Source organism: Acinetobacter lwoffii (assembly GCF_024129355.1).
GTDB lineage: Bacteria > Pseudomonadota > Gammaproteobacteria > Pseudomonadales > Moraxellaceae > Acinetobacter > Acinetobacter lwoffii_I.
Genome location: NZ_JAMXXP010000024.1, coordinates 13,734 through 38,665 on the forward strand (window position 1 = coordinate 13,734; position 24,932 = coordinate 38,665).

Below are 24,932 nucleotides of genomic sequence, written 5' to 3' on the forward strand. Positions count from 1 at the left end.
GGAATAAACAGTTTTAGGATGGGAAAAATCCGGCGTTTGTGCCAATAGTTATTTTATTTTTTGCTATAGCTATTATCTATAAGAATAATTTATAAAAAATTAAATAAAACAAAATCTTATTGTTTAAAACACATCGTTATTTAGCAAAATAACTGCCATAATATGACCGAATAAAATCAGTACAATTACGACTTTAGACTAAAAGATAAGAACCAGCGCTTAAATCTGCAGCATTCCCCAGCCAATTTAAACCGGGGAACTGCTTGTTTTTCATTACAACCAAGATACTGGATTAAACTGCTTGTTTCCATTGGACTTTAGCCAACAAAGCGCTATGCAAAGCAGCCACATCATCCACGATACAGACTGGATTAAATTGTGCTAAAAGTTCAGGTTCATGCACACCATAACTTACCCCAACGCTTGGCATGGCAATATTTTGCGCCATTTCCAGATCATAAGACGTATCACCGACCATAATCGCATGTTCAGCCTGCACACCGGTTTCCGCCAGAATTTCTTCTAACATGAGTGGATGAGGTTTAGAATGGGTTTCGCTGGCTGCGCGCGTACTCACAAACAGCTCTTCACTGTTCGTCTGTTTTAATACACGATCCAGACCTTTACGACTTTTCCCTGTGGCTACTGCCAGCTTTACGCCTTGCTGCTGTAAATCTGCGAGCATGTGCGCTACGCCTTCAAACCAGGAATCTCCTGATGAGTTGGCAACATAATGATCTGAATAAGCCTGCAAAATATCTGCATGTAAATCTGGCACGGTTGGGAAAAGTCGCTGTGCGACTTCTGGCAAACCCAGTCCAATAATACTTTTCGCATCTGCATCCGTTAACGGCTGCTGAAACTGCTGTGCGGCAAACTGCAAACTCGCCACGATTTGACCGACTGAATCAAATAAAGTGCCATCCCAATCGAAAATGACCAATTTTACAGGTGAGTTCATAAAAAATTTCCTAGATTTGATTCAGTCTTGAAGCCCTCTCCTACAAGGAGAAGGAATTTTTCATTCTTAAGCAAATGACTTTAATAAAAGAACCAATAAAGTCGAATTATCAATGAAGTTTTAATTCAACATTACTATTTAATAAGTAACGTTCCCTCTCCTGAACGAGTTTAAAGCACTGCTTTAAACGACGTGCAAGAAGGAGACTTGCTCAGCAGTGCTGCTTAGGGAGAGGATTCTTTCGAAATTTAATCTCCCCTCTTGCGGAACAATGTTCCTCATCTTTAAGAAATAGGGGAATTCCCTCCTTTTTCAAAGGAGGGTGAGGGTGGATTAAATTTATTAAAAGAAAAAATAAGTCCTTATTGGGCAGCCGGTTTATCCGCTTTCTGCGCTCTTAACTGCGCCACCAGACTCTGCATATCTTCTGGCAATGGTGCTTCAATTGCTGGATAGCCCGGAATGTCCAGACGCATTGCATGTAAACACAAACGGCGTGGTTTTGGCCCACGATATTCTGTTTCATGACCATACTTTTCATCGCCTACTAGCGGATGACCAATACTCAAACCATGAACACGAATCTGATGGGTACGACCAGAAAGCGGAGATGCATACACCAGTGTGGCATGCATAAAACGTTCCTGCACATTCCACTGGGTTTTAGACTCTTTACCTTCTTTCGGGGACACGCAGACACGACGTTCACCATTGGCCAGCTCGTAACGATGTAAAGGTGCATCAATCAGCTGTTTATCCAGACTGACCTGCCCTTTTACTACAGCGGCATAGGTTTTTTTGATTTTATGTTCACGCAACATATCTTGTAATGTTTTCAACACGCTACGCTTTTTGGAAATCATCACCAGACCGGAAGTATCACGGTCAATCCGGTGAATCAGTTCCAGATACTTTTTACCGGTTGCGGCACGCAAGCCCTCAATCAGGCCATAGGCCACACCGCTACCACCATGCACAGCAATCCCGGAAGGTTTATTCACGACCATCAAACCTTCATCTTCATAAATCACACGGGCCAATAAGCCTTGTGCCACTTTGTCAGAAACAGGTGCAGCAGATTCATCTTTTTGTTCATAGCGAATCGGCGCAACGCGAATCTGGTCACCGATTGCGAGTTTGGTTTCTGCTTTAATGCGTTTTTTATTAACGCGAACCTGGCCTTCACGAATCAGACGATAGATACGGCTTTTTGGCACACCTTTCAGACGACTAAACAGGAAATTATCGATGCGTTGTCCATCTTGATGTTCATCCACTTCAAACCAAGTGACGTTTTGCCATTGTTGCGTAGAATTCATACAGTTACTATGACCCAAAAAATACTAAAATTGATTAAAAACTGATCACTTAGGTTATGCTTTACACAAGAAACATAAGCTTAGCCCATAGGCAGATGATGCAAGGTTTGATATAGTCAGCGCACGGAAACCATCGTTTGTGAGTAAAAGTTGAATCATTTCAGATTTTTCTGAACTTGATTGTTCAATTAAAGACTCACATGATACGGGAAGGTCCCCAAAGAATTATGCCACGCCGAAGGCTTATTATATCGGCAAACAAAGCAAACTGTTGCGTTTAATTGTACCTCAGGTACATAAATCAGTTTGTCTTAAAAAATATGTCGCCAACTTTGTTGGTTTTTAAACGTAAACTGATACACATCAGATTAGTCGCAACCTGAAGACGACTTCAGGCTACAGCGTTGATGCATTGGATCTGCACAGTTTGTAAAGATACGACGACAATTCCGTATCAAGACACTTTCTATAAAGAAGGGATGATCTTCGAGCAATGTGACAGTGAAAGTTACACACATCCAATGCACCGCTCGTCCGCCAGTGAAGCGTTCAGGTGACTTTAATCCGTTTAAAGATTGAAGCCGTATTGCCATCATCAATACGTGAATCAAAAACCGAAGCCCATCTATATTAAATAGAGCTCGGTCATAAAAGACTCAAACCACAATGAAATTCATTGCAGATTTGAGCCATTGATCCGTGATGTGTGATGTTCGCTACGTGTATAGCGATTTTTTGCTGTGTATCACTATAAGGTGTTACACCCATGAAACGTATGTTGATTAATGCAACACATGCCGAAGAAATTCGCGTTGCACTTGTCACTGGTCAGCGTCTTTACGATTTTGATTTAGAAAATCGTACCCGTGAACAAAAAAAATCCAATATCTACAAAGGTCACGTGACTCGCGTTGAGCCTTCTTTAGAAGCTGTATTTGTTGAATACGGTGCAGGTCGCCAAGGCTTCCTGTCCATGCGTGAAATCGCAAACTCTTATTACAAAGCCGACCCTCGCCAAACTTCAAATATCCGTGAACTGATCACTGAAGGCACCGAGCTTCTGGTTCAGGTGGAAAAAGAAGAGCGTGGCAATAAAGGCGCTGCCCTATCTACTTTTATCTCACTTGCTGGCCGGTATTTGGTCTTGATGCCGAACAACCCAAAAGGTGGTGGTATCAGCCGTCAGATTTCTGGTTCAGTGCGTGAAGAACTGAAAGAAATGCTGGCGACACTGAACGTGCCACGTGGTATGAGCGTGATTGTGCGTACTGCCGGGATCGGTCGTTCACAAGAAGAATTGCAACTCGACCTACAACACTTGTTAGACCTGTGGGCACAAATCCAGAGCACAGCAAGTTCAGGTCCGTCACCAATGTTGGTACATCAGGAAGCGGGCGTGGTGACACGTGCCATTCGTGACTACCTGCGTGATGATGTTGCTGAAATCCTGATTGACTCAGAACAAGCCTATAACGAAGCCTATAACTTCGTAAAAGCGGTGATGCCACGTCAGTTAGAAAAACTGAAAACTTATACCTTAAATGAACCTTTATTCGCGCATTTCGCAATTGAAAGTCAAATTCAAACCGCTTATGAACGTGAAGTAAAATTGCCTTCTGGCGGTTCGATCGTGATCGATCAAACTGAAGCTTTAGTGTCAATTGACATTAACTCAGCAAAATCGACTCGCGGTAGCGACGTTGAAGACACCGCGTTAAATACCAATATTGAAGCGGCAGAAGAAATCGCGCGTCAATTGCGTTTACGTGATATCGGTGGCCTGGTGGTGATCGACTTCATCGACATGACCAAAGACCGCAACCAGCGTATGGTGGAAGCGAAGCTGCGTGAAGCGACGCAAAGTGACCGTGCCCGTATTCAGTTCGGTCAATTGTCACGTTTTGGTTTGATGGAAATGAGCCGTCAACGTCTGCGTCCTTCTCTTGAAGAAGCGACTGGCTATGTTTGCCCACGCTGTCATGGTACCGGCATGGTTCGTGATCTTCGCTCTTTATCACTTTCGATTATGCGTAAAGTGGAGGAGATCGCGCTACGTGAACGTCATGGTGAAGTTCAAGTCGAAGTTCCAGTCGAAATCGCGGCTTTCTTATTGAATGAAAAACGTCATACCCTGGTATATTTGGAACAGACTTCAAATGTACGTGTGACTGTGTTGCCGCATCCGCATCTGGAAACACCGCATTATGAAATCACTTATAATGCCGAAGGCTTTGCACCAACCAGCTATGAACGTACTGAAGCAACACGTTCAAGTGAAAAAGAGTTGGGCTATGAGTCATCTGAATGGCATTTAGAAGAAGAACATACGCATGCTGCTGCTCCAGCGCCTGCTCAACAGCAAAACAACGGCAGAAACAATAAACGCCGTAACCAGCAAAACCAAAATGCACAGCAAGCACCTGTTGCACAACAAGCTCCTGCCCAAGCACAAGTTGCTGCTCCTGCATCTAGCCCATGTGCTTGGTTAGAAAACCTGTTTGTTCAAAAACAGGCAGCGACTGTTGATCAATCCCGTACTGCCAACAATGCAGCTGCAGCGATTGAACAAATGATCAATGGCGGTGCGGTGAGCCGTGGTCAGTTCGGTCAATTGTCTACACCGGTGGCACAACCTGCTCCACAGCAAGTGTCTCAACCTGCTGCTCCGGCAAGCAGCAATGCTTACCTGGCACCATCGACTGTAGCGCAAAAACAGGAACGTGATGCTGAAAAACCGGCAGAGCGTGATGAAAGAGCGCCGCGGCATAACAACAAAAAACCACGCAATCCGAAGCACAAAGAACCGCGTGAGCAGGTTCAGTCTGAAGCTTCCGCTCCTCAGCAACATCAGGTGCATGAAGAAGTGGTTCAGGTCTCTCGTCAAGAGCAACGTCATGAAGCACGTGAAAACAAGCGTAATTCTCGCCGTCAGCATCACAACGAGCCATCTCAGCAAAATGATGTTCAAAACAATGAACAACAGCCACAACAGGCAATGCCACGTCGTGACCGCCGTAACCAGCCACGTCAGGAACGTCCAAATCGCCACCGCGATCCAAGCGTGCTGAATGAGCAGGCTCAACAAGCAGCACCTGCAGTCGTTGAAGCGCCAGCAGTCAACGACAAGCAGCTTCGTGTTGAGTTGGTCGATGCGCCACGTCAAGACGTGATGCCAACAGCTATGGTCGTGAATATTGACCAGGCGAAAAGCGAAATCGTGGCATTGAATGACAATGCTGCAGTTGCAACGCCAGCAGTTGAAGTTACTGCACCGGCAGATGCGTCAATTGAAGAAGTCGCTGCTGAAAATGTAGTGGAAGCTGCACTGACAGCCCCTGTTGAAGAAGTTGTGCCAGCTGAAGAATCAAGCGCTGAAAAACCACGTGCCAGCAATGATCCGCGTCAGCGTCGTCGTCAGCAGCGTGAAGGACAGCCTCAACAGGCTACAGTTCAAAAGTTGACTCCGTCACAAGTACCAACTTTGGGTCAGTTCACCATTGGTAGCCTGATTCGCCATGTTTATGGTGAAGACTGCTCCGTACTGATTGAACAGTTTGGTTTATTGCCAACCTTCAACCGTGCTCTAGAGAAGTTCACAAAAGAGTACAACGCGAGTCTGGTGGCTGCAGCATCGCCTGCCGCAGAGAAAAAACCGGTTACCCGTGATGTTCAAGTGACCGTAGCCAAGGTTGAAGCAGAGCCTGCTCCAGTTCTGGACCTGACTCCACCAAAACCGGTGTCGGACAAACGTGTCGCAAACGATCCACGTGAGCGTCGCCGTCTGGCTAAACAGGCTGCAGAACAGGCTCTACAACAAGCCAAGCAACAGGCTAAAGTAGAAACAGCTCCGGCAGTAGAAACTGCACCGGAAGCACCTGTAGCGGCAGAAGCGCAAGCAGAGTCTGCTGAAGCAGCAGCAACTGAAACTCCAGTAGCCACTGAAATCGCTATTGAAGAAACCGTAAATGCTCAGCCAGCTGAACAAGCGACTGAAACTACGGCACCAGTAGATGCAGCTCCTGTAGAAGAGGCTTCAGTGACTGAAGCTCAATCTGAAGATGCTGCTCCAGTTGAAGCAAATGCTGGATCAAAAGCTCCTGTTACAGAAGCGCAGGATCAGGCTGAAGTGACAACAGAGGACACTGAAGCCAGCGAAGCTGAAAAAGCGGAGAAACAGGCTGCTCGTCCACGTCGTCCACGTGGTCGTCCACCGAAAAAAGCCAATACTGCAACTGAATCATAATTTGCTCAATTGCAGTCATCTAAAAAAACCTAGTCATTTCGGTGACTAGGTTTTTTTTGCTAGATTTAGTCAGAATAGGTTGATTGCACTAGTGTTTTAACGCTAAAAGATGGATAGCTCGTCTACTGTATATAAATTAAACGTATCGGATACGAAAAATAAATAGGATTCTCATGACCCAAATGAAACCACACGATCTGATTGGGATTGCAGATGTCGCTGCCAAAATCCCGGCCTTCTTGACCAAAGTGCCCAATTTGCTCACTGGTCTAAGACAGGCATATTTACGTACTCCGAACACACCGGCCGGCCTGGGTCTGGCTTTCGAAAAAGCGACCAAGCGTAACCCGGAAGGCATTGCCTTGCGTTTTGAAGAGCAAAGCTATAGCTATGCTGCTCTCAATGCCTGGGCCAACCAGATTGCCCATTTCTATCTATCCTTGGGCGCCAAGAAAGGTGATGTCGTTGCCGTGATGGTCGAGAACCGCCCTGAGCTGATTGCCAGCGTGATTGGTCTGGCTAAACTGGGTGTGACGACCGCTCTGGTCAATACCTCTCAAGTCGGCAAAGTGCTGACCCACAGTATCAATCTGGTCAAACCGATTGCCCTGATTGTGGGTGAAGAATGTCGTCATGCAGTCAACGAGATTCGTAATGACCTGAATATTAGCAATGACCGCTTGCACTGGTTTGCGGATCAAAATACTCAAGCTGATCCGGGTCAGACACCTGAAGGCTTTATCAACCTGGCTGAAAAAACCGATCTTTCCCCTAAATTCAATCCATCAACCACCCATTCAGTGCAGGGTAAAGACGGGCTGTTCTATATTTACACCTCGGGCACCACGGGCCTACCTAAAGCGGTGATTTTTACCAATGGTCGCTGGACCCTCGCTTATGGCACTTATGGGCATGTGCTGAATCTCAATAAAGATGATGTGATGTACTGTACCCTGCCGCTTTATCATGCCACAGGCATGGTGGTGTGCTGGTGCGGTGTTATTGCGGGTAGCAGCACCTTGGCTATTCGCCGTAAATTTTCGACCTCTTCTTTCTGGAAGGATGTGCAAAAATTTGATGCCTCTGCGATTGGTTATGTCGGTGAGCTGTGCCGCTATTTGATGGATGCTCCCCCATCTGAACTGGAAAAAGGTCACCGCGTGACTAAGATGATTGGGAATGGCATGCGCCCAAATATCTGGGATAAATTTAAATCCCGTTTTGGCATTCAGGAAGTGCTGGAACTGTATGCCTCTAGTGAAGGCAATGTCGGTTTTAGCAATATTTTCAATTTTGACAATACTGTCGGTTTCTCACCCACACCGTATGCGATTATTGCCTTTGATAAAGATAAAAATGAGCCGGTACGGGACGCTAAAGGCCATTGCAAAAGGGTGAAAAAAGGCGAAACCGGTTTACTGATTGGTAAAATTACCCGCCGCTCACCTTTTGATGGTTATACCGATCCGGAAAAAAACAAGTCAGTGATCATGCAGGATGTATTTACCCAAGGTGATGCTTATTTCAATACCGGAGATCTGGTGCGCAATATCGGCTTCCGTCATGCGCAGTTTGTCGATCGTTTAGGCGATACTTTCCGCTGGAAAGGTGAAAATGTTTCCACCACTGAAGTGGAAAATATGCTGACTGAGTATGACAAAATCGTTGAAGCAGTGGTCTATGGCGTGGAAATTCCCAATACCAATGGTCGTGCCGGTATGGCCGCGATTACCCTGCAACCCGATGTAAAATTGGATGATGCAGATTTAGCAGCCATGGCCGCTTGCTTTAAAAAATGCTTGCCAGCTTATGCGATACCGGTATTTTTACGTATACAACAGCAGGTTGAAACTACAGGTACCTTTAAATACCAGAAAAATAAATTGAAAGAGCAAGCATTTGATCCGAGTAAAACCGATGAACGCTTGCTGGTATTATTGCCAAGTGCAACGGCATATTCTGAGCTCACCGCAGAGATTTTTGCCAATATACAGGCCTATCAATATCGCTTCTAAGTACTGAAGTTGCCTATTTTTTGTTTAGATAAAGCATAATTGTTGTATTTATAATCAAACATGGGCAACTTTGTTATTTTTTGCTTGCGCTGAAATGAGATCTTGCTACAATACGCTCCATCAAACAAAGTGGTGCTTTAAGCTATTTAGCTTGACTTGCACTGCACATTCAAACCTGGTTTGAATGATGGTTCAGGGTCGTTAGCTCAGCTGGTAGAGCAGCGGACTTTTAATCCGTTGGTCCCGCGTTCGAATCGCGGACGACCCACCACTTATTTGATATTCCTTGATGGGTCGTTAGCTCAGCTGGTAGAGCAGCGGACTTTTAATCCGTTGGTCCCGCGTTCGAATCGCGGACGACCCACCATCTTCCGAAAGGATCACGTAAAAGTACACCACACTCTTGCGTCATAAAAATGGTCATCATTTTTATTCCTCAGGGTCGTTAGCTCAGCTGGTAGAGCAGCGGACTTTTAATCCGTTGGTCCCGCGTTCGAATCGCGGACGACCCACCATTCTTTCCTTAGAATGTTTCTCTAATTCCCCTCATGATATTTTAATTAAATTGCGATGTTTTGGTCGTGTATTTCTGCGCCTAGATTTTATGCTCACGCGTTCCCACCACTCGCCTTTATTGTCTAATCTAAATCATATTTGAATTAAGCTTTCGACCAGATCAGCCGATTTTTATCGGGCATTATTTTTGAATATGAAAGGATGTGTCTTTGACCAGTTCATAGGCTTTTGAAGGTGCCGGATAACCGCGATCAAATAATTCCCGGTTGGTTCTTTCCTTTTCACTATAGATTTTTTCCAGATTCATGACTAAGTGATTTGAATCTTTAATCTTATAGTAAAAGCTCGCCCCTTCTTTGCGATTCACCACCACATCGGTACGTTCCGGATTGATAAACCAGCGGTCTTTACGGTAGGTGATATTGTGAGCCGTGCTGTTTTTGGTATTATCAATAAATACTTTGCCATACTGTAAAATGCTGCGATGCACGGTACCGTCCGGCATCAGAGTTAAAATAAATTCTGCCTTGCCTTCAGTGCAAGGGGCAAAGCGGCCATCACAATCAATTTCAGTATGATAACGGCCTATAAACGCCTTGGCATCCTCTGGTACAGTTGCAGGGTTTAAATCAGCTTCTGCCGGAAGAGTCGCCTGCCCTGCGACCTGAGTTAAGGATTTGGCACTGACGGTCACTACATCGGCCTTCGTATTGGCAGCGGAAATTTTAACACCCTCTTCTGAGGCCGCCTGACTTTCCTGTTCAGGTTTGACTTGTTGCTGATCACAAGCCTGCAAAATCACTATACTCCCCAACACCAGGCTACATTTAAAAAAACTGCTTAATGTACAACGTGATACATCCAATTTCATTTTTAATAAACCTAAATAGGAAACATGGCGAGCAAAAAGCACACAGCAAAGCTGCTGAACTTTACACAAGAGTTCAATAGAATTTTCACTATGTTAGTAGCTCTTAGATCTGGTTTTAATCTTTATTAACATTACTTAACGATTTTATTTTTAATCAGCACTTTAAAAAGCTTAAGCAAACTCCATTTCTTTAAGTATGGATCCGTTTTAGGATTCAAACCTATTTTTAATCAGGAGATTTTAATGGCCAATGTTGGTTTATATCGCTCTAACCGCTCAAACATGATTGCAGGTGTGATGGGTGGTATTGCTGAACGTTTTGGTTGGAACGCGAATTTATTACGTCTGATTTTTGTGGTGATTTCAATCATGAGTGCCGCATTCCCGGGTATTTTGGTTTATCTGGTGCTGTGGTTAATCATGCCGAAAAAACAGTACAGAATTGATCATGACAGCGTTCATCAACCTCAGGGCTATCAAAATCCTGTGCGTACAGTGAATCAGGATAAACGCTATTAAGCTGTACAGTCATTTTTAACAAGCGTTCTTAACCAGTTTCATCGCAGAGCTTCCTCTTTCACCCCGGTTAAATGGGATGAAATTTTGATGCCACGGTAATTTCCCCAAGTTATCGTGGCTTTTTTTGCCTATATTTTTTGTTATTTCTTTGCTGTATTACAGCTTTTCACTTTCTTTCTTAGTTGAATTCACGATAAGTTCAAGATTCCAATTTTTGAAATGGATTTCACATGACTCAGGCAGAATGGATGATGCTGTGGCTCTGTGCCTTAGCAGCCCTGCTGCATGGTTTAAGCGGCTTTGGCTTTCCCATGATGAGTACGGCTGTTCTGTCCAGTGCATATCCGCTTAGTATCGCGGTTACGCTTGTCATTCTGCCCTGCCTGCTGCTGAATCTGATCATGCTGAATGCTGACCCTGCGCATAGCCTGTTGAATAGTATTGGCTATTATATAAAACGTTATTGGCCATTAATGCTTAGTAGCCTGGTCGGCAGTGTACTCGGGGTCAAGCTATTACTTTGGCTAAATGAGGCTTATTTAAAACTGTTATTGGGTCTGGTAATTATATTTTATGTCTTGGACCAGTTACGGGCACGCCCCTTACAAGTTAGTCCGCATATTTCCAGCATGCTCTGTTTTGGTTTACTGGCCGGCATTATTGGAGGTGCAACCAATGCCATGGCACCTTTTCTGATGATGTATCTGATGAGTTGCCAACTCTCTAAAACAGATATTGTCATTATCAGTAATCTCAATTTCATTGCCGGTAAACTGATCCAGCTGGTTTTACTGTTTCCAATTCTGATCACACTGGAAACCCATCAACAGCATATTCTGATCGGGATCAGCTTATTCGCCCTTGCTGGTGTCTGGATTGGAGGCAAAATACGCCATCGTTTATCTCAGCAGCACTTCAAATGGATTGTCCTGGCTTTACTTCTGGGTTTGGGCTTGTATGCTCTCTGGCAAAGTGCTGGATTATTGCAACAATCTGGTTATAGTATCTTTAAATAGGATATTTTTTAAACAAATCAAAATTACAAATTCAAAGCTGGCATATAAAAATGACGTAAATAAACACCTTGCAAGGAGAGCATATGACTCAGACCAACCTAGCTACCCCGACCAATGCCATGCCCAAAGGACTGCTGAAAGGCTGGATCCTTATTCTTGTCGCAGCCATCGTAGCCTATGGCTTATATCTTTACCTGCCCTATGACCAGAATGCCAATAAAGGACTGGCCCTTTTAGCCTTTATCGGTATCTTATGGCTGACTGAAGCCATTCATATCACGATTACAGCTTTACTCATCCCCGTGATGGCGGTATTGCTGGCCATGCCAATGGCCTCTGGTGAGGAACTGGTTCCGATTACCACACAAGCCGCTTTGGCCACTTTTGCCGATCCTGTCATTTTCCTGTTTTTTGGTGGTTTTGCGCTGGCAACGGCGTTGCATATCCAGAAACTGGACCGGAAAATTGCTATGTGGATCATCTCCATGTCCAGAGGGCATCTGGGTATCTCTGTCATGGCAATTTTTGCCGTGACAGCGCTTCTGTCCATGTGGATTTCCAATACGGCGACTGCTGCCATGATGCTGCCTTTGGCTCTGGGTTTGCTTTCACATCTGGATGTCAGCAAGGATCGTAAAACTTTTGTCTTTATCCTGCTCGGCATTGCCTATTCGGCCAGTATTGGCGGACTGGGCACCATGGTCGGTTCCCCTCCGAATGCCATTGCCGCCAAGGCCCTCGGCTATGATTTTGCCGACTGGATGAAAATCGGCTTGCCGATGATGTTCATTATTCTTCCTGCCATGCTGGTCAGTTTATATCTGGTACTACGTCCGAAACTGAATCATAAAATACAATTTGCGACCGAAGATATTCCTTGGACCAGCACTCGTATAGCCACCATGATCCTCTTTCTTTGTACTGCAATTGCCTGGATTTTCAGTAAAAAATTCACTGAAATTTTTGGTATTTCCCAGCCGGATACCTGGATTGCAATTTCGGCTGCCTGTATGGTTGTGATTCTGGGTACCGCAAGCTGGAAACAGATTGCAGAAAATACTGATTGGGGGGTGTTATATCTATTTGGTGGTGGTCTGACCTTGAGTGCCATTCTAAAGGATTCAGGCAGTTCGCTGGTACTGGGTCAAACTCTGGCCAATGCCTTTGGTGATACCTCCCCGCTGATGATTATTTTTGTAGTCGCTACTTTTATTATCTTCCTGACTGAATTTACCAGTAATACCGCTTCGGCTGCCCTGCTAGTACCAGTATTTGCCGCAATTGCGGATCAGATGGGAATGCCCAAAGAAATTCTGGTGATCGTCATTGGTATTGGTGCTTCATGTGCCTTTATGCTGCCGGTAGCCACCCCACCAAATGCGATTGTTTTTGGAACCGGTCATATCCAGCAAAGCGAAATGATGAAAGTTGGTTTTGTGCTGAATATCATGTGTATCTTTATTATTTCACTGTTTATTTACTGGTTCTTTATTTAATCATTACCGCTCTTAAACATCACACCCTCTACAAAGCACACTCCGGTGTGCTTTGTCGTATCAATCGCCTATATGTTGAATCTTTCTCTCATCGAAAAATAATATGCTTTTAACAATGATAAAGATAAAGTCTTTATATTAAAAACATCAAAAAGTAGCAGATAGATAGTGGACAGGATATTTCACTTAATCTCTCAACCGATCCAGAATTCCCCTTGGAAAATGACATTTAACCTCGCGCTTGCACCTCTGATCATAGCTGTAATTTTATTCCCTTATGCGCTATTTCATGAAGCCAGCTATGGGATTTTCTCCATTTTCAAGAGCCTGTTTTCAGCGCTTTTTATTAGCTTCTTTGTCTGCCTGACTTACTGGGTGATGGTCTTTCCTTTTCTATTGGTGACTCACCTGCCGCTACGCCATTATCAGCTGTTTAATATTATGACGATTTTAATGAGCTGCGTACTGGGAACCCTGATTCTGGCCTATATCTCGCATCCTTCAAGTGAAAATTTTAGTTCCCATTTTTTGTTTCTGCTGTGTTTTTCCCTGCCGATGGCACTATTTTACAGTTTTCTCAGCCGGCAAGCTGACCAGAGTTGATCACACATGCTCTGTTAAATTCCGTTTTAATTCGGTTTTAAACTTTCATTTTAAAATGATTCAGCTCCTGATTCAGTGCGGCAATCATATCTGCCCGACTGATAATTCCCACCAATTGCTGCTCGCTCACCACCGGAATATAGTTGAACGAACGCTCAACAAAATACGGCACCAGATCCTGAATGGGTTGTAAAGGCTGCACCGTAATTACCTTACGGGTCATGATATGTTTGACCTGATACTCCCAGCTGCTGCGCACATCGGCAGCGCGCTTGAACCATTCCACCACCTGATACATCGCCAGCGTGCCAACCAGTTGTTCATTAGCATTGACGACGGGCAGGCTCATCAGGTTCATCTGCTTGAACTTGTCCAGGGCATGCTGGATATCATCATTTTCATGCAGCGTTGCCACATCCTTCGTCATAATATCCTGGCAGCTAAATTCATGTACCGCACGCGCATTGGCGCGGTTTTGTGCCTCCAGAATGATTTTTTGCAGGTCATATTCACTGATATCCAGCAGCTCGGTGCGCTGATCCAGCACTTCCTGAATATCCTGCGGTTGAATGGTGACTTTCTGGGTCGGCGTCGGATCCTTGGAACGAGTATTTAATTGAGCTTGCTGCGGATAATCCTTGCCAATCATTCGGTTAAAGACAATGGCAATCACCATCAGCAAAATTGAATTGAGCAGTACCGGATAAAATACAAAGGCATAACCCAGTTCATGCACCGGCTGGCCACCCAGCACTGCGGTAATGGCCACGGCGCCACTCGGTGGATGCAGGGAATCCGTGGTCATCATCAGGACGATCGCCAAGGCCACGGCTACACTAAAAGCCTCAGTCGGACTAGCTATGAATAAAGCGCAACTCACCCCAATCACCGCAGCAATGGTATTCCCGACCAGAATATTCCAGGGCTGTGCCAGAGGACTGGCCGGCACCGCAAACAGCAATACCGAGGATGCGCCCATCGGAGCAATATACCAGGCTTCAAAATCCCCCAGAATCCATAAACTCAGCAAAGACGAAACTACCAAACCCAATAGTGCGCCAGCTCCGCAGAGCAACCGGTCTTTGAGTGGAAGGACTTTGAAATTGGGTTTTAAAGTATTGAGCCAGTCGAGATGGGAGTGAAACACAATGCGCCTGATCTTATTGTTTATAGATTTTGGGCATTATAGAACCAAGCAGGAGGAAAGGCATCTGTGTTTTACATCTTTTCACCATTCGCGAATACATGCTTTTTAAAACAATATTTCACTCAGGTTAAAACATTCATCCTACTTTTTATAGAATGATCACTTCATCACCGATAGTCATTTGCATAGAAAAATCCTTTTTACCATGCTGCTTAAATCGTTGTTCAAAAAATTTTTAAAACAACCTACTGGCTCATTTCAGGTTGAATCAGAGGCTGGATTTTTAACAGTTCGACCTCACCATAATAGGTTGAAAATGCCACATCTCCGGCATCGACTCCAGTACCGATCCGAATAAGATTTTCGACCGGAGCCAAACGGGTCGGATCAAACTGCACCCAGCCACCGTCCAAATACGCTTCAAAAATGGCATGAAAATCGGGTAGAAACTTTTCAATTTCCACATAACCGACCACCATGCGTGCCGGAATTCCCAAGGCACGGCACAGCGCAATGCCTAAATGGGCAAAGTCACGGCATACGCCTGCACGATGCACTAGTACATCTGTGGCAGTGGTAAACTGGTCGGAACTGCCAGACACATAAAAAATATTGTTATAAATCCACTGTTCAATCGCCTTGACACGCGTATAGCCCGGTGTCATCCAGCCAAATGAGCGTTTCGCCATTTCCAGCAATAAATCTGAATTACAATAACGGCTGGCCAGCAAATAAGGTAATACTTCATCGGGCAGCTTAGGAATGGCTACTTCTTTCAGACCTTGCTGTAGCTCCAGAGAGAGGCTCGGTTGACGAACCACTGTCGCCGTATAATTCAGCTCAAAAGCCTCACAGGGTTCGACCTGTAGCCGAACATGACGGTTTTGATGCTGAGTATCCTGGAATTCATGCCATGCTACGGGCAGATTAAAGCTAAGTTTTTCTTCGAGAATATTCTGATCAGGATGATGTGCCGCCTGAAGCATAAAAATAAATTCTGTCGGTTGCACGACCTTGTATTTTAAATGGCATTGAATTTGGTAAGTGGTCATGAAGTTCCTTATTTTTAAGCATTATTATATTGCGTGAATATTAAACTAATTTTAGAGTCGCAATCGTATGAGATCCGTTGAACTTTATGACTCTCCGCTTAACAGCATGCCATACATCTGATTTATTCCTGATTTTCAGATCAGCCTGTATCGGCCAGTACAGCTAAAATCGCAGTAAGCTTCTAAATGCCGCGTATCCTTTAAGCCTGTTTTATTTTTTTCAAAAAAGTATCCGTACATTAACCCTTTGCCACTCCCCTGCAAAGTCCTTATAATTGAGCACAATTTTTCTCTAATTTTAAGTGGATGACCATGAGTCGCGCCATATCGCATATTGATACCTTCCAAGGCTTAATTCTTGCCTTACAAACTTACTGGGCGGAGCAAGGCTGCGTCATTTTGCAACCTTATGATATGGAAATGGGTGCAGGGACATTCCACACTGCGACTTTCCTTCGTGCACTGGGTCCTGAAACCTGGAATGCCGCTTATGTTCAACCGTCACGCCGTCCGAAAGATGGCCGTTATGGTGAAAACCCGAACCGTTTGCAACATTATTACCAATTCCAGGTGGTGCTTAAGCCAAACCCGGATAACATCCAGCAGCTTTATCTTGATTCATTAAAAGCGATCGGTATTGACCCACTGGTACACGACATTCGTTTTGTAGAAGACAACTGGGAATCTCCAACACTGGGTGCCTGGGGCTTAGGTTGGGAAGTTTGGTTAAACGGTATGGAAGTGACTCAGTTCACCTACTTCCAGCAAGTCGGTGGTGTTGAATGCTACCCAGTGACTGGTGAAATCACTTACGGTCTTGAACGTCTTGCAATGTACTTGCAAGGTGTAGATTCAGTTTACGATCTGGTTTGGACCAAAGGCCAGTTCGGTACGGTAACTTATGGCGATGTGTTCCATCAAAATGAAGTGGAACAATCGACCTATAACTTCGAATATGCCAACGTTGAAAAAATGTTTGAATTGTTCGATTTCTATGAAGCTGAAGCAACACGTTTAATTGAAGCGAAACTTCCACTTCCTGCATATGAGCAAGTCGTGAAAGCATCGCATAGCTTCAACTTATTGGATGCGCGTGGCGCGATTTCTGTGACTGAACGTCAACGTTACATTTTACGTGTACGTACTTTGGCACGTTCAATTGCAACAAGTTATGTAGCAGCACGTGCGGAACTTGGTTTCCCAATGGCTGAACCCGCATTACGTGATGAAGTGTTGGCACAATTAAAAGCGCAAGTTGAAGCAGAAGCGAAAGAAGCAAACAAGGAGAGCAAATAATGTCTAAACATACCGTTTTGTTCGAATTGGGTTGTGAAGAACTTCCACCAAAAAGCTTAAAAAAATTACGTGATGCTTTACATGCAGAAACCGTAAAAGGCTTAAAAGATGCTGGTCTTGCTTTTGATTCAATCGAAGCTTATGCAGCACCACGTCGTCTTGCACTTAAAATCGTCAATGTTGATGCTGCACAAGCAGACACACAAAAACGTTTTGACGGCCCTGCTAAACAAGCAGCCTTTGATGCTGAAGGCAACCCGACTAAAGCACTTGAAGGCTTTATGCGTGGTCAAGGCATCACAGTTGATCAAGTATCGACTTTCCAAGCCGGTAAAGTTGAAAAAGTTTGCTATCTAAAAGACGTAAAAGGTCAAAGCCTTGACGTTTTATTGCCACAAATTTTACAAAATGCTTTAGACAACCTGCCAATTGCAAAACGCATGCGTTCTGCGGCGAGCCGTACTGAATTCGTACGTCCTGTGAAATGGGTTGTGTTGTTAAAAGACAACGACGTAGTTGATGCGACGATTCAAGATCACAAAGCCGGTAACGTGACTTTTGGTCATCGTTTCCACGCGCCAGAAGCGATCACTTTAACGCACGCTGACGAATACTTAAGCAAGCTTAAAGCAGCTCACGTTGTGGCTTCTTTTGAAGAGCGTCAAGCCATCATCGATCAACAGGTCAAAGCGCTTGCTGATGAAGTGAATGCGATTGCAATCGTCCCTGCAGATCTTCGTGACGAAGTAACCGCATTGGTTGAATGGCCTGTTGCGCTTCGTGCAAGCTTCGAAGAACGCTTCCTTGCTGTTCCTCAAGAAGCATTGATCACGACCATGCAGGACAACCAAAAGTACTTCTGTTTGGTAAATGCTGACAATAAACTTCAACCATACTTCATTACTGTGTCAAACATTGAGTCAAAAGACCCGACACAAATTATTGAAGGTAACGAGAAAGTTGTTCGTCCACGTTTGTCAGATGCTGAATTCTTCTTCTTACAAGATCAAAAGCAACCGCTTGCATCGCGTAAAGAAAAGCTTGCAAACATGGTATTCCAAGCTGAGCTTGGTACGCTTTGGAACAAGTCTGAACGTATTGCGAAATTGGCTGTTGCGCTTGCGCCAATTACAGGTGCTAACGCTGCTGATGCTGAAAAAGCTGCCCTTCTTGCGAAGTGTGACTTAACCTCTGAGCTTGTAGGTGAATTCCCTGAACTTCAAGGTATTGCGGGTACTTACTATGCACGTCTTGAAGGTGAAAATGCTGAAGTGGCTGAGTCTTTAGGCGAGCAATACTTACCGAAGTTCGCTGGCGACGTTTTACCGAAAACTAAGACAGGTACAACGATTGCCCTTGCGGATCGTTTAGACACGCTCACAGGTATTTTCGGTATTGGTCAAGCACCAACAGGTTCGAAAGACCCATTTGCACTTCGTCGTTCTGCGATTGGTATTCTTCGTCTTGTCACTGAAAACGAACTTGATGTGTCAATCGAAGACCTAATCAAGCTGGCTTTGGCTGCTTATGGCGATGTATTGAAAGATCACGACAAGACTTTGGCGGATGCTGTTGCATTCCTTGAAGGTCGTTACCGTGCGAAGTACGAAGACCAAGGCGTGGCTGTTGATGTGATTCAAGCGGTTCAAGCCTTGTCTCCAAAATCTCCACTTGATTTTGACAAACGTGTAAATGCGGTCAATCACTTCCGTGCATTACCTGAAGCGGCTGCGCTTGCTGCTGCGAACAAACGTGTTGCGAATATTCTTGCAAAAGAAGCAACACCTGAAGGTGCTGTGGTTGAAGCGAATCTGGTTGAAGATGCTGAGAAAGCATTGTTCGCTGAACTTGCGAAAATCACGCCTGTGGTTGAGCCGTTATTTGCTGCTAAAGACTACACTGCTGCCTTGTCTGCACTTGCTGCTCTTCGTGCGCCAGTGGATGCATTCTTTGACGGCGTAATGGTGATGGCTGATGATGCTGACCTGAAAGCAAACCGTTTACGTATGCTTGCTCAGCTTCGTGACTTGTTTACAAAAGTGGCTGATATTTCGGTGTTACAGCACTAAGCTTTAATTGCTTGAAGTTTAAACAAAACCCCGCTATAAATTAGTGGGGTTTTTCATAAAAAATGGATAATGATAAATTTAGAAGCTGATCTTATAAATCTGTTTATGACTGGTGAGGAGTTTTCAGTTAATGATTCAGGTCATGGATATAAAGATACGACGATCATAACCTGCAATGGTTATAGTTTTAAATTCAAACAACATGATATTAATCTAAAACCTATTAATTTTTGCAATCAAACATTAATCACTACTACTGTCAGTATTAACAATATTCCTAAAGAAGAAATCGAAAAAGTTTTAGAAACAATAGATAATATATGTTGGCTATTATCTTTTGCCCAACAATGTCCAATTTATCGCTGTAACTACAAAATAAGCAACCAAAAAATAGAATCCTTAAATTGCTCAGCTATCCTAATTAATCCCCCGAAATACATTATTGAAAATAGAGGAAAATGCATAAAATTCTTTATTGAACAAGTCTATGAAAGATTTATAAAAATTAAAGCTACTCGTCTTTTAACCACTGTTTTTGGATATTTATGTGAAGCCAATAAGTATCATTTAGCACTAGAATCGAAACTCATTTTGCATTACGTATTAATTGAAAATCTAAAATATACTTTTGCCAAAGATCAGGGATACAAAGAAAAAGGTGGATCTTTTTCTCATCCAACTTATCCAAATCTTAATCATTTATGCCCTGACAAAACTGAGTATTGTTTTGATGAAAACACTGGTTTATGGATACACAAAAAGTATGGAAAATGTGGTTCTAGTGAAATGACGAGAAGGATGTTTGAATTTATTAGAATTCGACGAGCTGAGATAAGTACTATTTTAAAAAAGCGAAATAAAATCATTCACGAAGGTATTTTATTAGCATTCTCAGATCCTACTTATTCACAAACAGCAATTGAAGACTTACACAATGTAAGTGATTTACTGCGACAATATATGCTTACTCTTTTAGGTTATAAAGGTTCTTATTTTAGGAGTAGAGATCGGTTCGGCTGTTCTGTATGTTTGATTTAATATCCAAGTAGCGAAATTTCATACAATTCCCTATACTCAAACTAACAACACTCAACAAGAAAGAATCATATGAAATTTAAAACACTCATTCTGACTGGTCTTGCGAGTATCGCAGTTACAGCTTGTACATCTGCACCCAAAATCCCACAGCTTCAGGTTGGCGTCTTACAGGAAGTCCAAAACCTCGAAGTAGTTCCAGCCACGACCAACAACAAGGCCAAACTGACCAAATTCCTCGACAAATGCGTGATTGAATTTACCGGCGATATCGGCAATAACCGTGTCATTGAACAATGGTCATTTAAAGGCATGACTCTAATCGATGCCGGCTCAGCGACTTTCCAGCGCGACGGTACTAGCACTGCACAAAAATTTGACCTGCACGATGCAGGGGTACAGAAGAACTTTGTCAGCTTACGCGAACATTTCGCCAAAGATGCCCTGACACAATGTGACTAAAAAGATCGCCTTGTTTCTAGTCTAAGAACAGGGCTTTTATTTTGCTAAAAATCAATTCGACACTTGGGCTAATTTCTACTGCCCTTTCTTTAAAAATTACAATATTTCGGCACAGATCAACCTGAAAGCTCTGCACTCTTCACAGGATATTCATTGTTTTTGACCAATTATCCGTTACACTGAAAAACAAACTCAGACCGCACTTAGACGAATTCGAGGTCGATCCATAATGAATATCAAAACCCCAATTATTTTAACGACAGCTTTGATGCTTTCTGTTCCAGCATTTGCACAAACCACGACTCAGTCTGCTAAACCGGTTAAGCCTTATGGTGAAAATCCGAACCTGCTGCATGTCTTTGCTTATAAAGCACAGGAAGGCGTGATTAATACTGCCGAGAAAGTCGGTGAAGCAACGGAAAAAGGCATTGCTAAAATCAAGCCAGGGGTAGACCGTGCCTGGAGTAATACCAAGTCTGCAACCTCGGATACACTGCAAAAAGTAGATCAGGGTGCAACTCAGGCAGCCCAGCAAACCGGTCAGAAAATTCAGCAGACCAAAGAAGTTTGGCGTGGCAATTCACAGCAGGCGCCTATTGTTCAGCAGCCTTTAAGTGAGTCCTCTGCTGCCCCACAACAAACAACCACCCCACAAATGCAGCCTCAATCTGATTCAGGTTCAGCGACCAGTTATGCGGTAACCGATTGATAAGAAAAGCCCATGATGGGCTTTTCTTATTTTTAGAAAATAAAACTATTACCTTGTATCGATACGATTTATGAATTGACCTGTCGAATCGGCTGACCTTGTTTAAATGCTGCTACATTTTCCACCATCTGATCCACAATCCGTTGTCGTGCATCAACACTGCCCCACGCATTATGCGGTGTCACAATCAGGTTGGGAATCGTTGAATCAAGTAGTACATTGCCCTGTTTCGGTGGCTCTACCGTGAGTACATCCGTCGCTGCACCGGCAATCTTGCCTGCACGCAGAGCCTCAACCAATGCCGCTTCATCAACAATTCCACCACGCGCACAGTTAATTAAAAATGCACTGCTTTTCATTGCATCCAGTTCAGCATGACTGATTAAATGGTGGGTATCTTCAGTGAGTGGACAATGCAAAGTTAAAAAATCGACTTGAGGAAGCAGCTCGGTAAATGGGATACGGGATGCATCCGCCGGACGATTTGGCAGCGCGGCAATAAGCACTTTCATGCCAAAGGCCTCGGCCAGTTTCGCCACCGCATGACCCAGTTCGCCATAACCCACAATGCCCAATGTTTTTCCGGCCAGCTCGACAATTGGCGCATCCAGCAAACAGAACTGACTGGCTTTTTGCCATTCGCCTTGTTCTAATGCACGTTGATAAGACAGGAATGAAGTCGCCAGATTGAGCATCAACATGATGGTATGCTGCGCGACTGCCGAAGTGCCATAAGCCTGACAGTTACACACGACGATCCCTTGCGCTTTGGCCGCCTCAAGGTCGACATTATTGGTGCCGGTTGCAGAGATTAAAATGAGTTTGAGTTGAGGGCATTGCTGAATCGTAGCTGCATCGATCATCACCTTATTCGTAATGATGACATCGAAACCAGCTACACGGGATGCAATCTCGGCAGCCGAGGTCGCCGGATACAAAACCAGTGAATCAAATACTGCATGCAGTGCCTGAAAGTCCAAATCCTGCTGGTCTAAAGAAGCATAGTCTAAATAAACGGCTTTCATGGCTATTCCCTCAATCCTGTTTGACAATTTATGTCTGTCATTTAAAACAAGTCATTGAGGCTTTTCAACCTGTTTCCAGCCTGATGCAATTAATCCAGCGGTTTATCCATATGATTACGTAGTGACTTGCGAATTCGATACACCACATACACAGACAGAATAATCATAAAGATGATGGACGCACTGACCATGATCACTGCAGGATGCACAGTTTCTGCATGCGCCAGATTGGGTAGAACCAAACCGAAGATAAAACATACTTGCATCATCCGAGTCGCTTGCATCATAGAGATCCCCTTCTTCGTTTCAACCATCGGGAACGATATAATTGGTTTATTATTTATACCGCTTATCTCTATATTATGCCAAGCTCATAACAAGTCAAGTAATTGTTTTTTATAAAAATTTTAGTTAATCTATCTCGCTGTGCGTCATAAACTGCGTATTTTTGTCACTATCGTTGATAAAAGCAGCAGCACCATACTCATTGGTACTCAGATTCAGCTGCTTATAGCTAAACATATAAAAATCGCTATAACGCTTCATTAAAATCGGGTGCATACCCAGACTGAGCTCATCCTGTTCCTTGATCAGTTTCATGATATGCCGGTCGTTCATCACCACCAGATAACGTTCATCATTCAGGTTAATGCTCAATAAACCATTACCTTTGGCATAAATCGGAATCAGGAATTTATGGTTCAGGGCAATTGCGCCTTCTGCATAACTTTCGATTTTATGGCTGATGACATTAAATACCAGACCATGCCCATACTGGTCCAACAGCAACTGACGATTTTCCTGCGGCAAATTCACATGAATGCCCAGTTTGAGCAGGTCATGCTGATCAACCTGTTTATTGCGCAAAAGTTCCCGTAAAATTACCTGTTTCTGGCTGGCATCAAAAAACTGGTTATCCAGTTGCAGATCGTTATTTTTCAGAATGTGTCCTAAGGCCATCCGGTGTCGTGGCAAGACATTTTCAATCACTTTTCGATAATAGAACTTGCTGTTTTTCTTGACCCGACGCATTTTCTGATAGAAATAGCTTGGCTCATATTCATGCACCAAGAAGTCATAGAGCAACTCGGAACTGGCCAAAACTGCGATCGCATCATGTCCGGTAAAAGGCAAATGTAGCACATGATGATGCGGAATCAGCGCCTCTAATTTCAGATAATGGGCCCGATCTTCGGCACAGTAAGGATCATAGACAATAATATATTCGCAGGCATTATCGATATCTTCGGCTGCAACCCGCATATTTGTATTCAGCTCTGGCTGATAGAACATGTTATAGCGGGCATCGTGTACATCTTCCGGATCAATCGAGTATTGCGGCACCATCGCCACCACCCGTTGTACGCCCAAGGCACGGGAATATTTAATCGCGGCATAGCCACCCATCGAGCCACCATAGGCAATACGCTGCTGAAACGGCGCAATCAGATCTGCGATGGCTTGCAACATGTTCCACATGGAACCTTGCGGAAACCAGGATTTATGCTTGGGCATAATGCCAAGCACATTAAACTCGAATTTCGCCAATGACTTTTCTGCATTGATGTTGAGGCCCTTGGCACGGGTAATCAAATCGCCAAATGAAAAAATCAGTTCTGAAGAGGATCCCGGCATAAAAATCGCGCGTATATGTTCATCTTCAAAAACAATCTGCTTGTCCATAACTTTCCCATGCTGGTAAATCGAACCCTTCCACAACAATTCAGTCAATGAACGCTGTCAAAAAAGTGAATATGCTATTTTATATCGATCAAAAAGATTAAAAAGCGCAAAATATGACACAATCATTACATCCTGCAGCAAAACGGGGTTTTAGTGCATCGGCTGAGCTCTATCAGCAAGTGCGTCCCGATTATCCGGCAGAAATCAGCCAATGGCTGAGTGAAACGCTGGCTTTGCCTGCAGATGTGCATCTTTTGGATTTGGGTAGTGGCACCGGCAAGTTTATTCCCTATTTACGCCCGCTCAGTAAGCACATTATCGCGATTGATCCTGTTCCGGAAATGCTGGCTCAATTAAAACAGGCGCATCCGGACATTCATGCTCTTGAAGGTGTTAGCCATCAACTTCCCCTGCCCGATCATAGCCTGAATGCGGTATTTTGTGCACAGTCATTTCACTGGTTTGCCGATTCTGCTACCTTACAAGAATTAGACCGGGTACTCAAACCGCAGGGGTATCTGGTGTTAATCTGGAATCAGCGCGATACTCGGACAGACTGGGTTCAGGCCTTGGCCGATTGTATTGCCCCCTTGGAAGGCGATACGCCGCGCTATCATAGCGGCACCTGGCGCGAGGTCTTTGCACAGCAAACGCTATTTCAGCCCTATGCAGAAACCACAATGACCCAGCAACAGCATGGCAGTGTCGAGCAGGTGGTATCCAAGCGGCTGCTCTCGACTAGTTTTATTGCAGCCATGCCTGAACAGCAGCAGGCACAGTTAAAACAACAATTTGAACAGATCATCCAGCAATATACAGCCAAAAGCGCAGAGGAAATGATCGATTTTCCTTATGTCACCCATATCTATGTGTTCAAGAAAAGTAATTAAAAACA

At 44.1% G+C, this 24,932-nt stretch carries 20 protein-coding genes and 3 tRNA genes; 15 read left to right on the forward strand and 8 right to left on the reverse strand.

Annotation, left to right across the window (positions count from 1 at the left end; genetic code table 11):
* Nucleotides 1-292: 292 nt before the first annotated feature.
* Complete coding sequence (locus tag NI468_RS11395; protein WP_253101972.1) at nt 293-961, reverse strand: HAD-IA family hydrolase; 669 nt, start codon at nt 959-961, stop codon at nt 293-295.
* A 362-nt stretch (nt 962-1,323) separates the two neighbouring features.
* Nucleotides 1,324-2,280 carry an RluA family pseudouridine synthase gene (locus NI468_RS11400; protein ID WP_004278531.1) on the reverse strand — a complete coding sequence of 319 codons (957 nt, stop codon included), beginning with the start codon at nt 2,278-2,280 and terminating at the stop codon, nt 1,324-1,326.
* 766 nt (nt 2,281-3,046) lie between these two features.
* On the opposite strand from NI468_RS11400, the gene NI468_RS11405 reads away from it, so the two are divergent.
* The 5 genes from NI468_RS11405 (at nt 3,047) to NI468_RS11425 (ending at nt 9,053) form a co-directional block, all read left to right on the forward strand.
* Nucleotides 3,047-6,523 (forward strand): Rne/Rng family ribonuclease, encoded by a 3,477-nt coding sequence (locus tag NI468_RS11405; protein ID WP_253101975.1) that lies wholly within the window; start codon nt 3,047-3,049, stop codon nt 6,521-6,523.
* 173 nt (nt 6,524-6,696) lie between these two features.
* The gene (locus tag NI468_RS11410; protein ID WP_253101978.1) at nt 6,697-8,538 is read left to right on the forward strand and encodes a long-chain-acyl-CoA synthetase; all 1,842 of its coding nucleotides are present in this window, start codon (nt 6,697-6,699) and stop codon (nt 8,536-8,538) included.
* 195 nt (nt 8,539-8,733) lie between these two features.
* Nucleotides 8,734-8,809, forward strand: a tRNA-Lys gene (locus NI468_RS11415).
* Between the two features lie 20 nt (nt 8,810-8,829).
* Nucleotides 8,830-8,905 (forward strand) — tRNA-Lys (locus NI468_RS11420).
* A gap of 72 nt (nt 8,906-8,977) precedes the next feature.
* A tRNA-Lys gene (locus tag NI468_RS11425) sits at nt 8,978-9,053 on the forward strand.
* Between the two features lie 182 nt (nt 9,054-9,235).
* On the opposite strand, the gene NI468_RS11430 is transcribed toward NI468_RS11425, so the two are convergent.
* Entirely contained in the window at nt 9,236-9,925 is a 690-nt protein-coding gene (locus tag NI468_RS11430; protein ID WP_004729397.1) for a hypothetical protein, read from the reverse strand.
* 243 nt (nt 9,926-10,168) lie between these two features.
* Between NI468_RS11430 and NI468_RS11435 the strand changes: the two genes are divergently transcribed.
* The 4 genes from NI468_RS11435 to NI468_RS11450 all read left to right on the forward strand — a co-directional run bounded on the left by NI468_RS11435 (nt 10,169) and on the right by NI468_RS11450 (nt 13,559).
* A complete protein-coding gene (locus NI468_RS11435; RefSeq protein WP_004278536.1) occupies nt 10,169-10,444 on the forward strand; it encodes a PspC domain-containing protein in 276 nt (91 codons plus the stop codon).
* 230 nt (nt 10,445-10,674) lie between these two features.
* Nucleotides 10,675-11,460 (forward strand): sulfite exporter TauE/SafE family protein, encoded by a 786-nt coding sequence (locus tag NI468_RS11440; RefSeq protein WP_253101981.1) that lies wholly within the window; start codon nt 10,675-10,677, stop codon nt 11,458-11,460.
* A gap of 83 nt (nt 11,461-11,543) precedes the next feature.
* Nucleotides 11,544-12,956, forward strand: a complete 1,413-nt coding sequence (locus NI468_RS11445; RefSeq protein ID WP_253101984.1) for an SLC13 family permease — start codon at nt 11,544-11,546, stop codon at nt 12,954-12,956.
* A gap of 168 nt (nt 12,957-13,124) precedes the next feature.
* Nucleotides 13,125-13,559 (forward strand): hypothetical protein, encoded by a 435-nt coding sequence (locus NI468_RS11450; RefSeq protein WP_253101987.1) that lies wholly within the window; start codon nt 13,125-13,127, stop codon nt 13,557-13,559.
* 37 nt (nt 13,560-13,596) lie between these two features.
* Here NI468_RS11450 and NI468_RS11455 read toward each other — a convergent pair whose 3' ends face one another.
* Both NI468_RS11455 and NI468_RS11460 read right to left on the reverse strand, forming a co-directional pair.
* Nucleotides 13,597-14,706 (reverse strand): HPP family protein, encoded by a 1,110-nt coding sequence (locus NI468_RS11455; protein WP_253101990.1) that lies wholly within the window; start codon nt 14,704-14,706, stop codon nt 13,597-13,599.
* A gap of 245 nt (nt 14,707-14,951) precedes the next feature.
* The gene (locus tag NI468_RS11460) at nt 14,952-15,758 is read right to left on the reverse strand and encodes a transglutaminase-like domain-containing protein (RefSeq protein WP_253101992.1); all 807 of its coding nucleotides are present in this window, start codon (nt 15,756-15,758) and stop codon (nt 14,952-14,954) included.
* A 312-nt stretch (nt 15,759-16,070) separates the two neighbouring features.
* Between NI468_RS11460 and glyQ the strand changes: the two genes are divergently transcribed.
* The 5 genes from glyQ to NI468_RS11485 all read left to right on the forward strand — a co-directional run bounded on the left by glyQ (nt 16,071) and on the right by NI468_RS11485 (nt 21,329).
* A complete protein-coding gene (glyQ, locus tag NI468_RS11465) occupies nt 16,071-17,054 on the forward strand; it encodes a glycine--tRNA ligase subunit alpha (RefSeq protein ID WP_004278542.1) in 984 nt (327 codons plus the stop codon).
* On the forward strand, nt 17,054-19,123 hold the full coding sequence (gene glyS / locus NI468_RS11470) for a glycine--tRNA ligase subunit beta (protein WP_253101994.1): 2,070 nt from the start codon (nt 17,054-17,056) through the stop codon (nt 19,121-19,123). Before glyQ ends, glyS begins: the two co-directional genes overlap by 1 nt.
* 69 nt (nt 19,124-19,192) lie before the next feature.
* On the forward strand, nt 19,193-20,161 hold the full coding sequence (locus tag NI468_RS11475) for a hypothetical protein (RefSeq protein ID WP_044111799.1): 969 nt from the start codon (nt 19,193-19,195) through the stop codon (nt 20,159-20,161).
* A 69-nt stretch (nt 20,162-20,230) separates the two neighbouring features.
* On the forward strand, nt 20,231-20,620 hold the full coding sequence (locus NI468_RS11480; RefSeq protein WP_004278545.1) for a hypothetical protein: 390 nt from the start codon (nt 20,231-20,233) through the stop codon (nt 20,618-20,620).
* A gap of 229 nt (nt 20,621-20,849) precedes the next feature.
* Nucleotides 20,850-21,329, forward strand: coding sequence for a hypothetical protein (locus tag NI468_RS11485; protein WP_253101997.1), 480 nt, complete (start codon nt 20,850-20,852; stop codon nt 21,327-21,329).
* A gap of 68 nt (nt 21,330-21,397) precedes the next feature.
* Here the strand turns inward: NI468_RS11485 and NI468_RS11490 are convergent, their stop codons facing one another.
* From NI468_RS11490 to NI468_RS11500, 3 genes are all read right to left on the reverse strand, one after another.
* Nucleotides 21,398-22,354, reverse strand: coding sequence for a 2-hydroxyacid dehydrogenase (locus tag NI468_RS11490; RefSeq protein WP_243474294.1), 957 nt, complete (start codon nt 22,352-22,354; stop codon nt 21,398-21,400).
* Nucleotides 22,355-22,443: 89 nt separating this feature from the next.
* Nucleotides 22,444-22,641, reverse strand: a complete 198-nt coding sequence (locus NI468_RS11495) for a hypothetical protein (RefSeq protein ID WP_082180547.1) — start codon at nt 22,639-22,641, stop codon at nt 22,444-22,446.
* A 124-nt stretch (nt 22,642-22,765) separates the two neighbouring features.
* Entirely contained in the window at nt 22,766-24,037 is a 1,272-nt protein-coding gene (locus NI468_RS11500) for a hypothetical protein (protein ID WP_253102000.1), read from the reverse strand.
* Nucleotides 24,038-24,150: 113 nt separating this feature from the next.
* Here NI468_RS11500 and NI468_RS11505 point away from each other — a divergent pair, with 113 nt between their 5' ends.
* The gene (locus NI468_RS11505) at nt 24,151-24,927 is read left to right on the forward strand and encodes a class I SAM-dependent methyltransferase (protein ID WP_253102003.1); all 777 of its coding nucleotides are present in this window, start codon (nt 24,151-24,153) and stop codon (nt 24,925-24,927) included.
* Nucleotides 24,928-24,932 lie beyond the last annotated feature (5 nt).

What these genes read in the sequence shown, in the direction of transcription:
- NI468_RS11495 (WP_082180547.1), bottom strand. Translation starts at nt 22,641, where the DNA reads ATGATGCAAGCGACTCGGATGATGCAAGTATGTTTTATCTTCGGTTTG.
- NI468_RS11430 (WP_004729397.1), bottom strand. Translation starts at nt 9,925, where the DNA reads ATGAAATTGGATGTATCACGTTGTACATTAAGCAGTTTTTTTAAATGT.
- NI468_RS11435 (WP_004278536.1), top strand. Translation starts at nt 10,169, where the DNA reads ATGGCCAATGTTGGTTTATATCGCTCTAACCGCTCAAACATGATTGCA.
- NI468_RS11480 (WP_004278545.1), top strand. Translation starts at nt 20,231, where the DNA reads ATGAAATTTAAAACACTCATTCTGACTGGTCTTGCGAGTATCGCAGTT.
- NI468_RS11500 (WP_253102000.1), bottom strand. Translation starts at nt 24,037, where the DNA reads ATGGACAAGCAGATTGTTTTTGAAGATGAACATATACGCGCGATTTTT.
- NI468_RS11400 (WP_004278531.1), bottom strand. Translation starts at nt 2,280, where the DNA reads ATGAATTCTACGCAACAATGGCAAAACGTCACTTGGTTTGAAGTGGAT.
- NI468_RS11405 (WP_253101975.1), top strand. Translation starts at nt 3,047, where the DNA reads ATGAAACGTATGTTGATTAATGCAACACATGCCGAAGAAATTCGCGTT.
- glyQ (WP_004278542.1), top strand. Translation starts at nt 16,071, where the DNA reads ATGAGTCGCGCCATATCGCATATTGATACCTTCCAAGGCTTAATTCTT.
- NI468_RS11395 (WP_253101972.1), bottom strand. Translation starts at nt 961, where the DNA reads ATGAACTCACCTGTAAAATTGGTCATTTTCGATTGGGATGGCACTTTA.
- NI468_RS11485 (WP_253101997.1), top strand. Translation starts at nt 20,850, where the DNA reads ATGAATATCAAAACCCCAATTATTTTAACGACAGCTTTGATGCTTTCT.
- glyS (WP_253101994.1), top strand. Translation starts at nt 17,054, where the DNA reads ATGTCTAAACATACCGTTTTGTTCGAATTGGGTTGTGAAGAACTTCCA.
- NI468_RS11460 (WP_253101992.1), bottom strand. Translation starts at nt 15,758, where the DNA reads ATGACCACTTACCAAATTCAATGCCATTTAAAATACAAGGTCGTGCAA.
- NI468_RS11490 (WP_243474294.1), bottom strand. Translation starts at nt 22,354, where the DNA reads ATGAAAGCCGTTTATTTAGACTATGCTTCTTTAGACCAGCAGGATTTG.
- NI468_RS11475 (WP_044111799.1), top strand. Translation starts at nt 19,193, where the DNA reads ATGATAAATTTAGAAGCTGATCTTATAAATCTGTTTATGACTGGTGAG.
- NI468_RS11410 (WP_253101978.1), top strand. Translation starts at nt 6,697, where the DNA reads ATGACCCAAATGAAACCACACGATCTGATTGGGATTGCAGATGTCGCT.
- NI468_RS11440 (WP_253101981.1), top strand. Translation starts at nt 10,675, where the DNA reads ATGACTCAGGCAGAATGGATGATGCTGTGGCTCTGTGCCTTAGCAGCC.
- NI468_RS11445 (WP_253101984.1), top strand. Translation starts at nt 11,544, where the DNA reads ATGACTCAGACCAACCTAGCTACCCCGACCAATGCCATGCCCAAAGGA.
- NI468_RS11505 (WP_253102003.1), top strand. Translation starts at nt 24,151, where the DNA reads ATGACACAATCATTACATCCTGCAGCAAAACGGGGTTTTAGTGCATCG.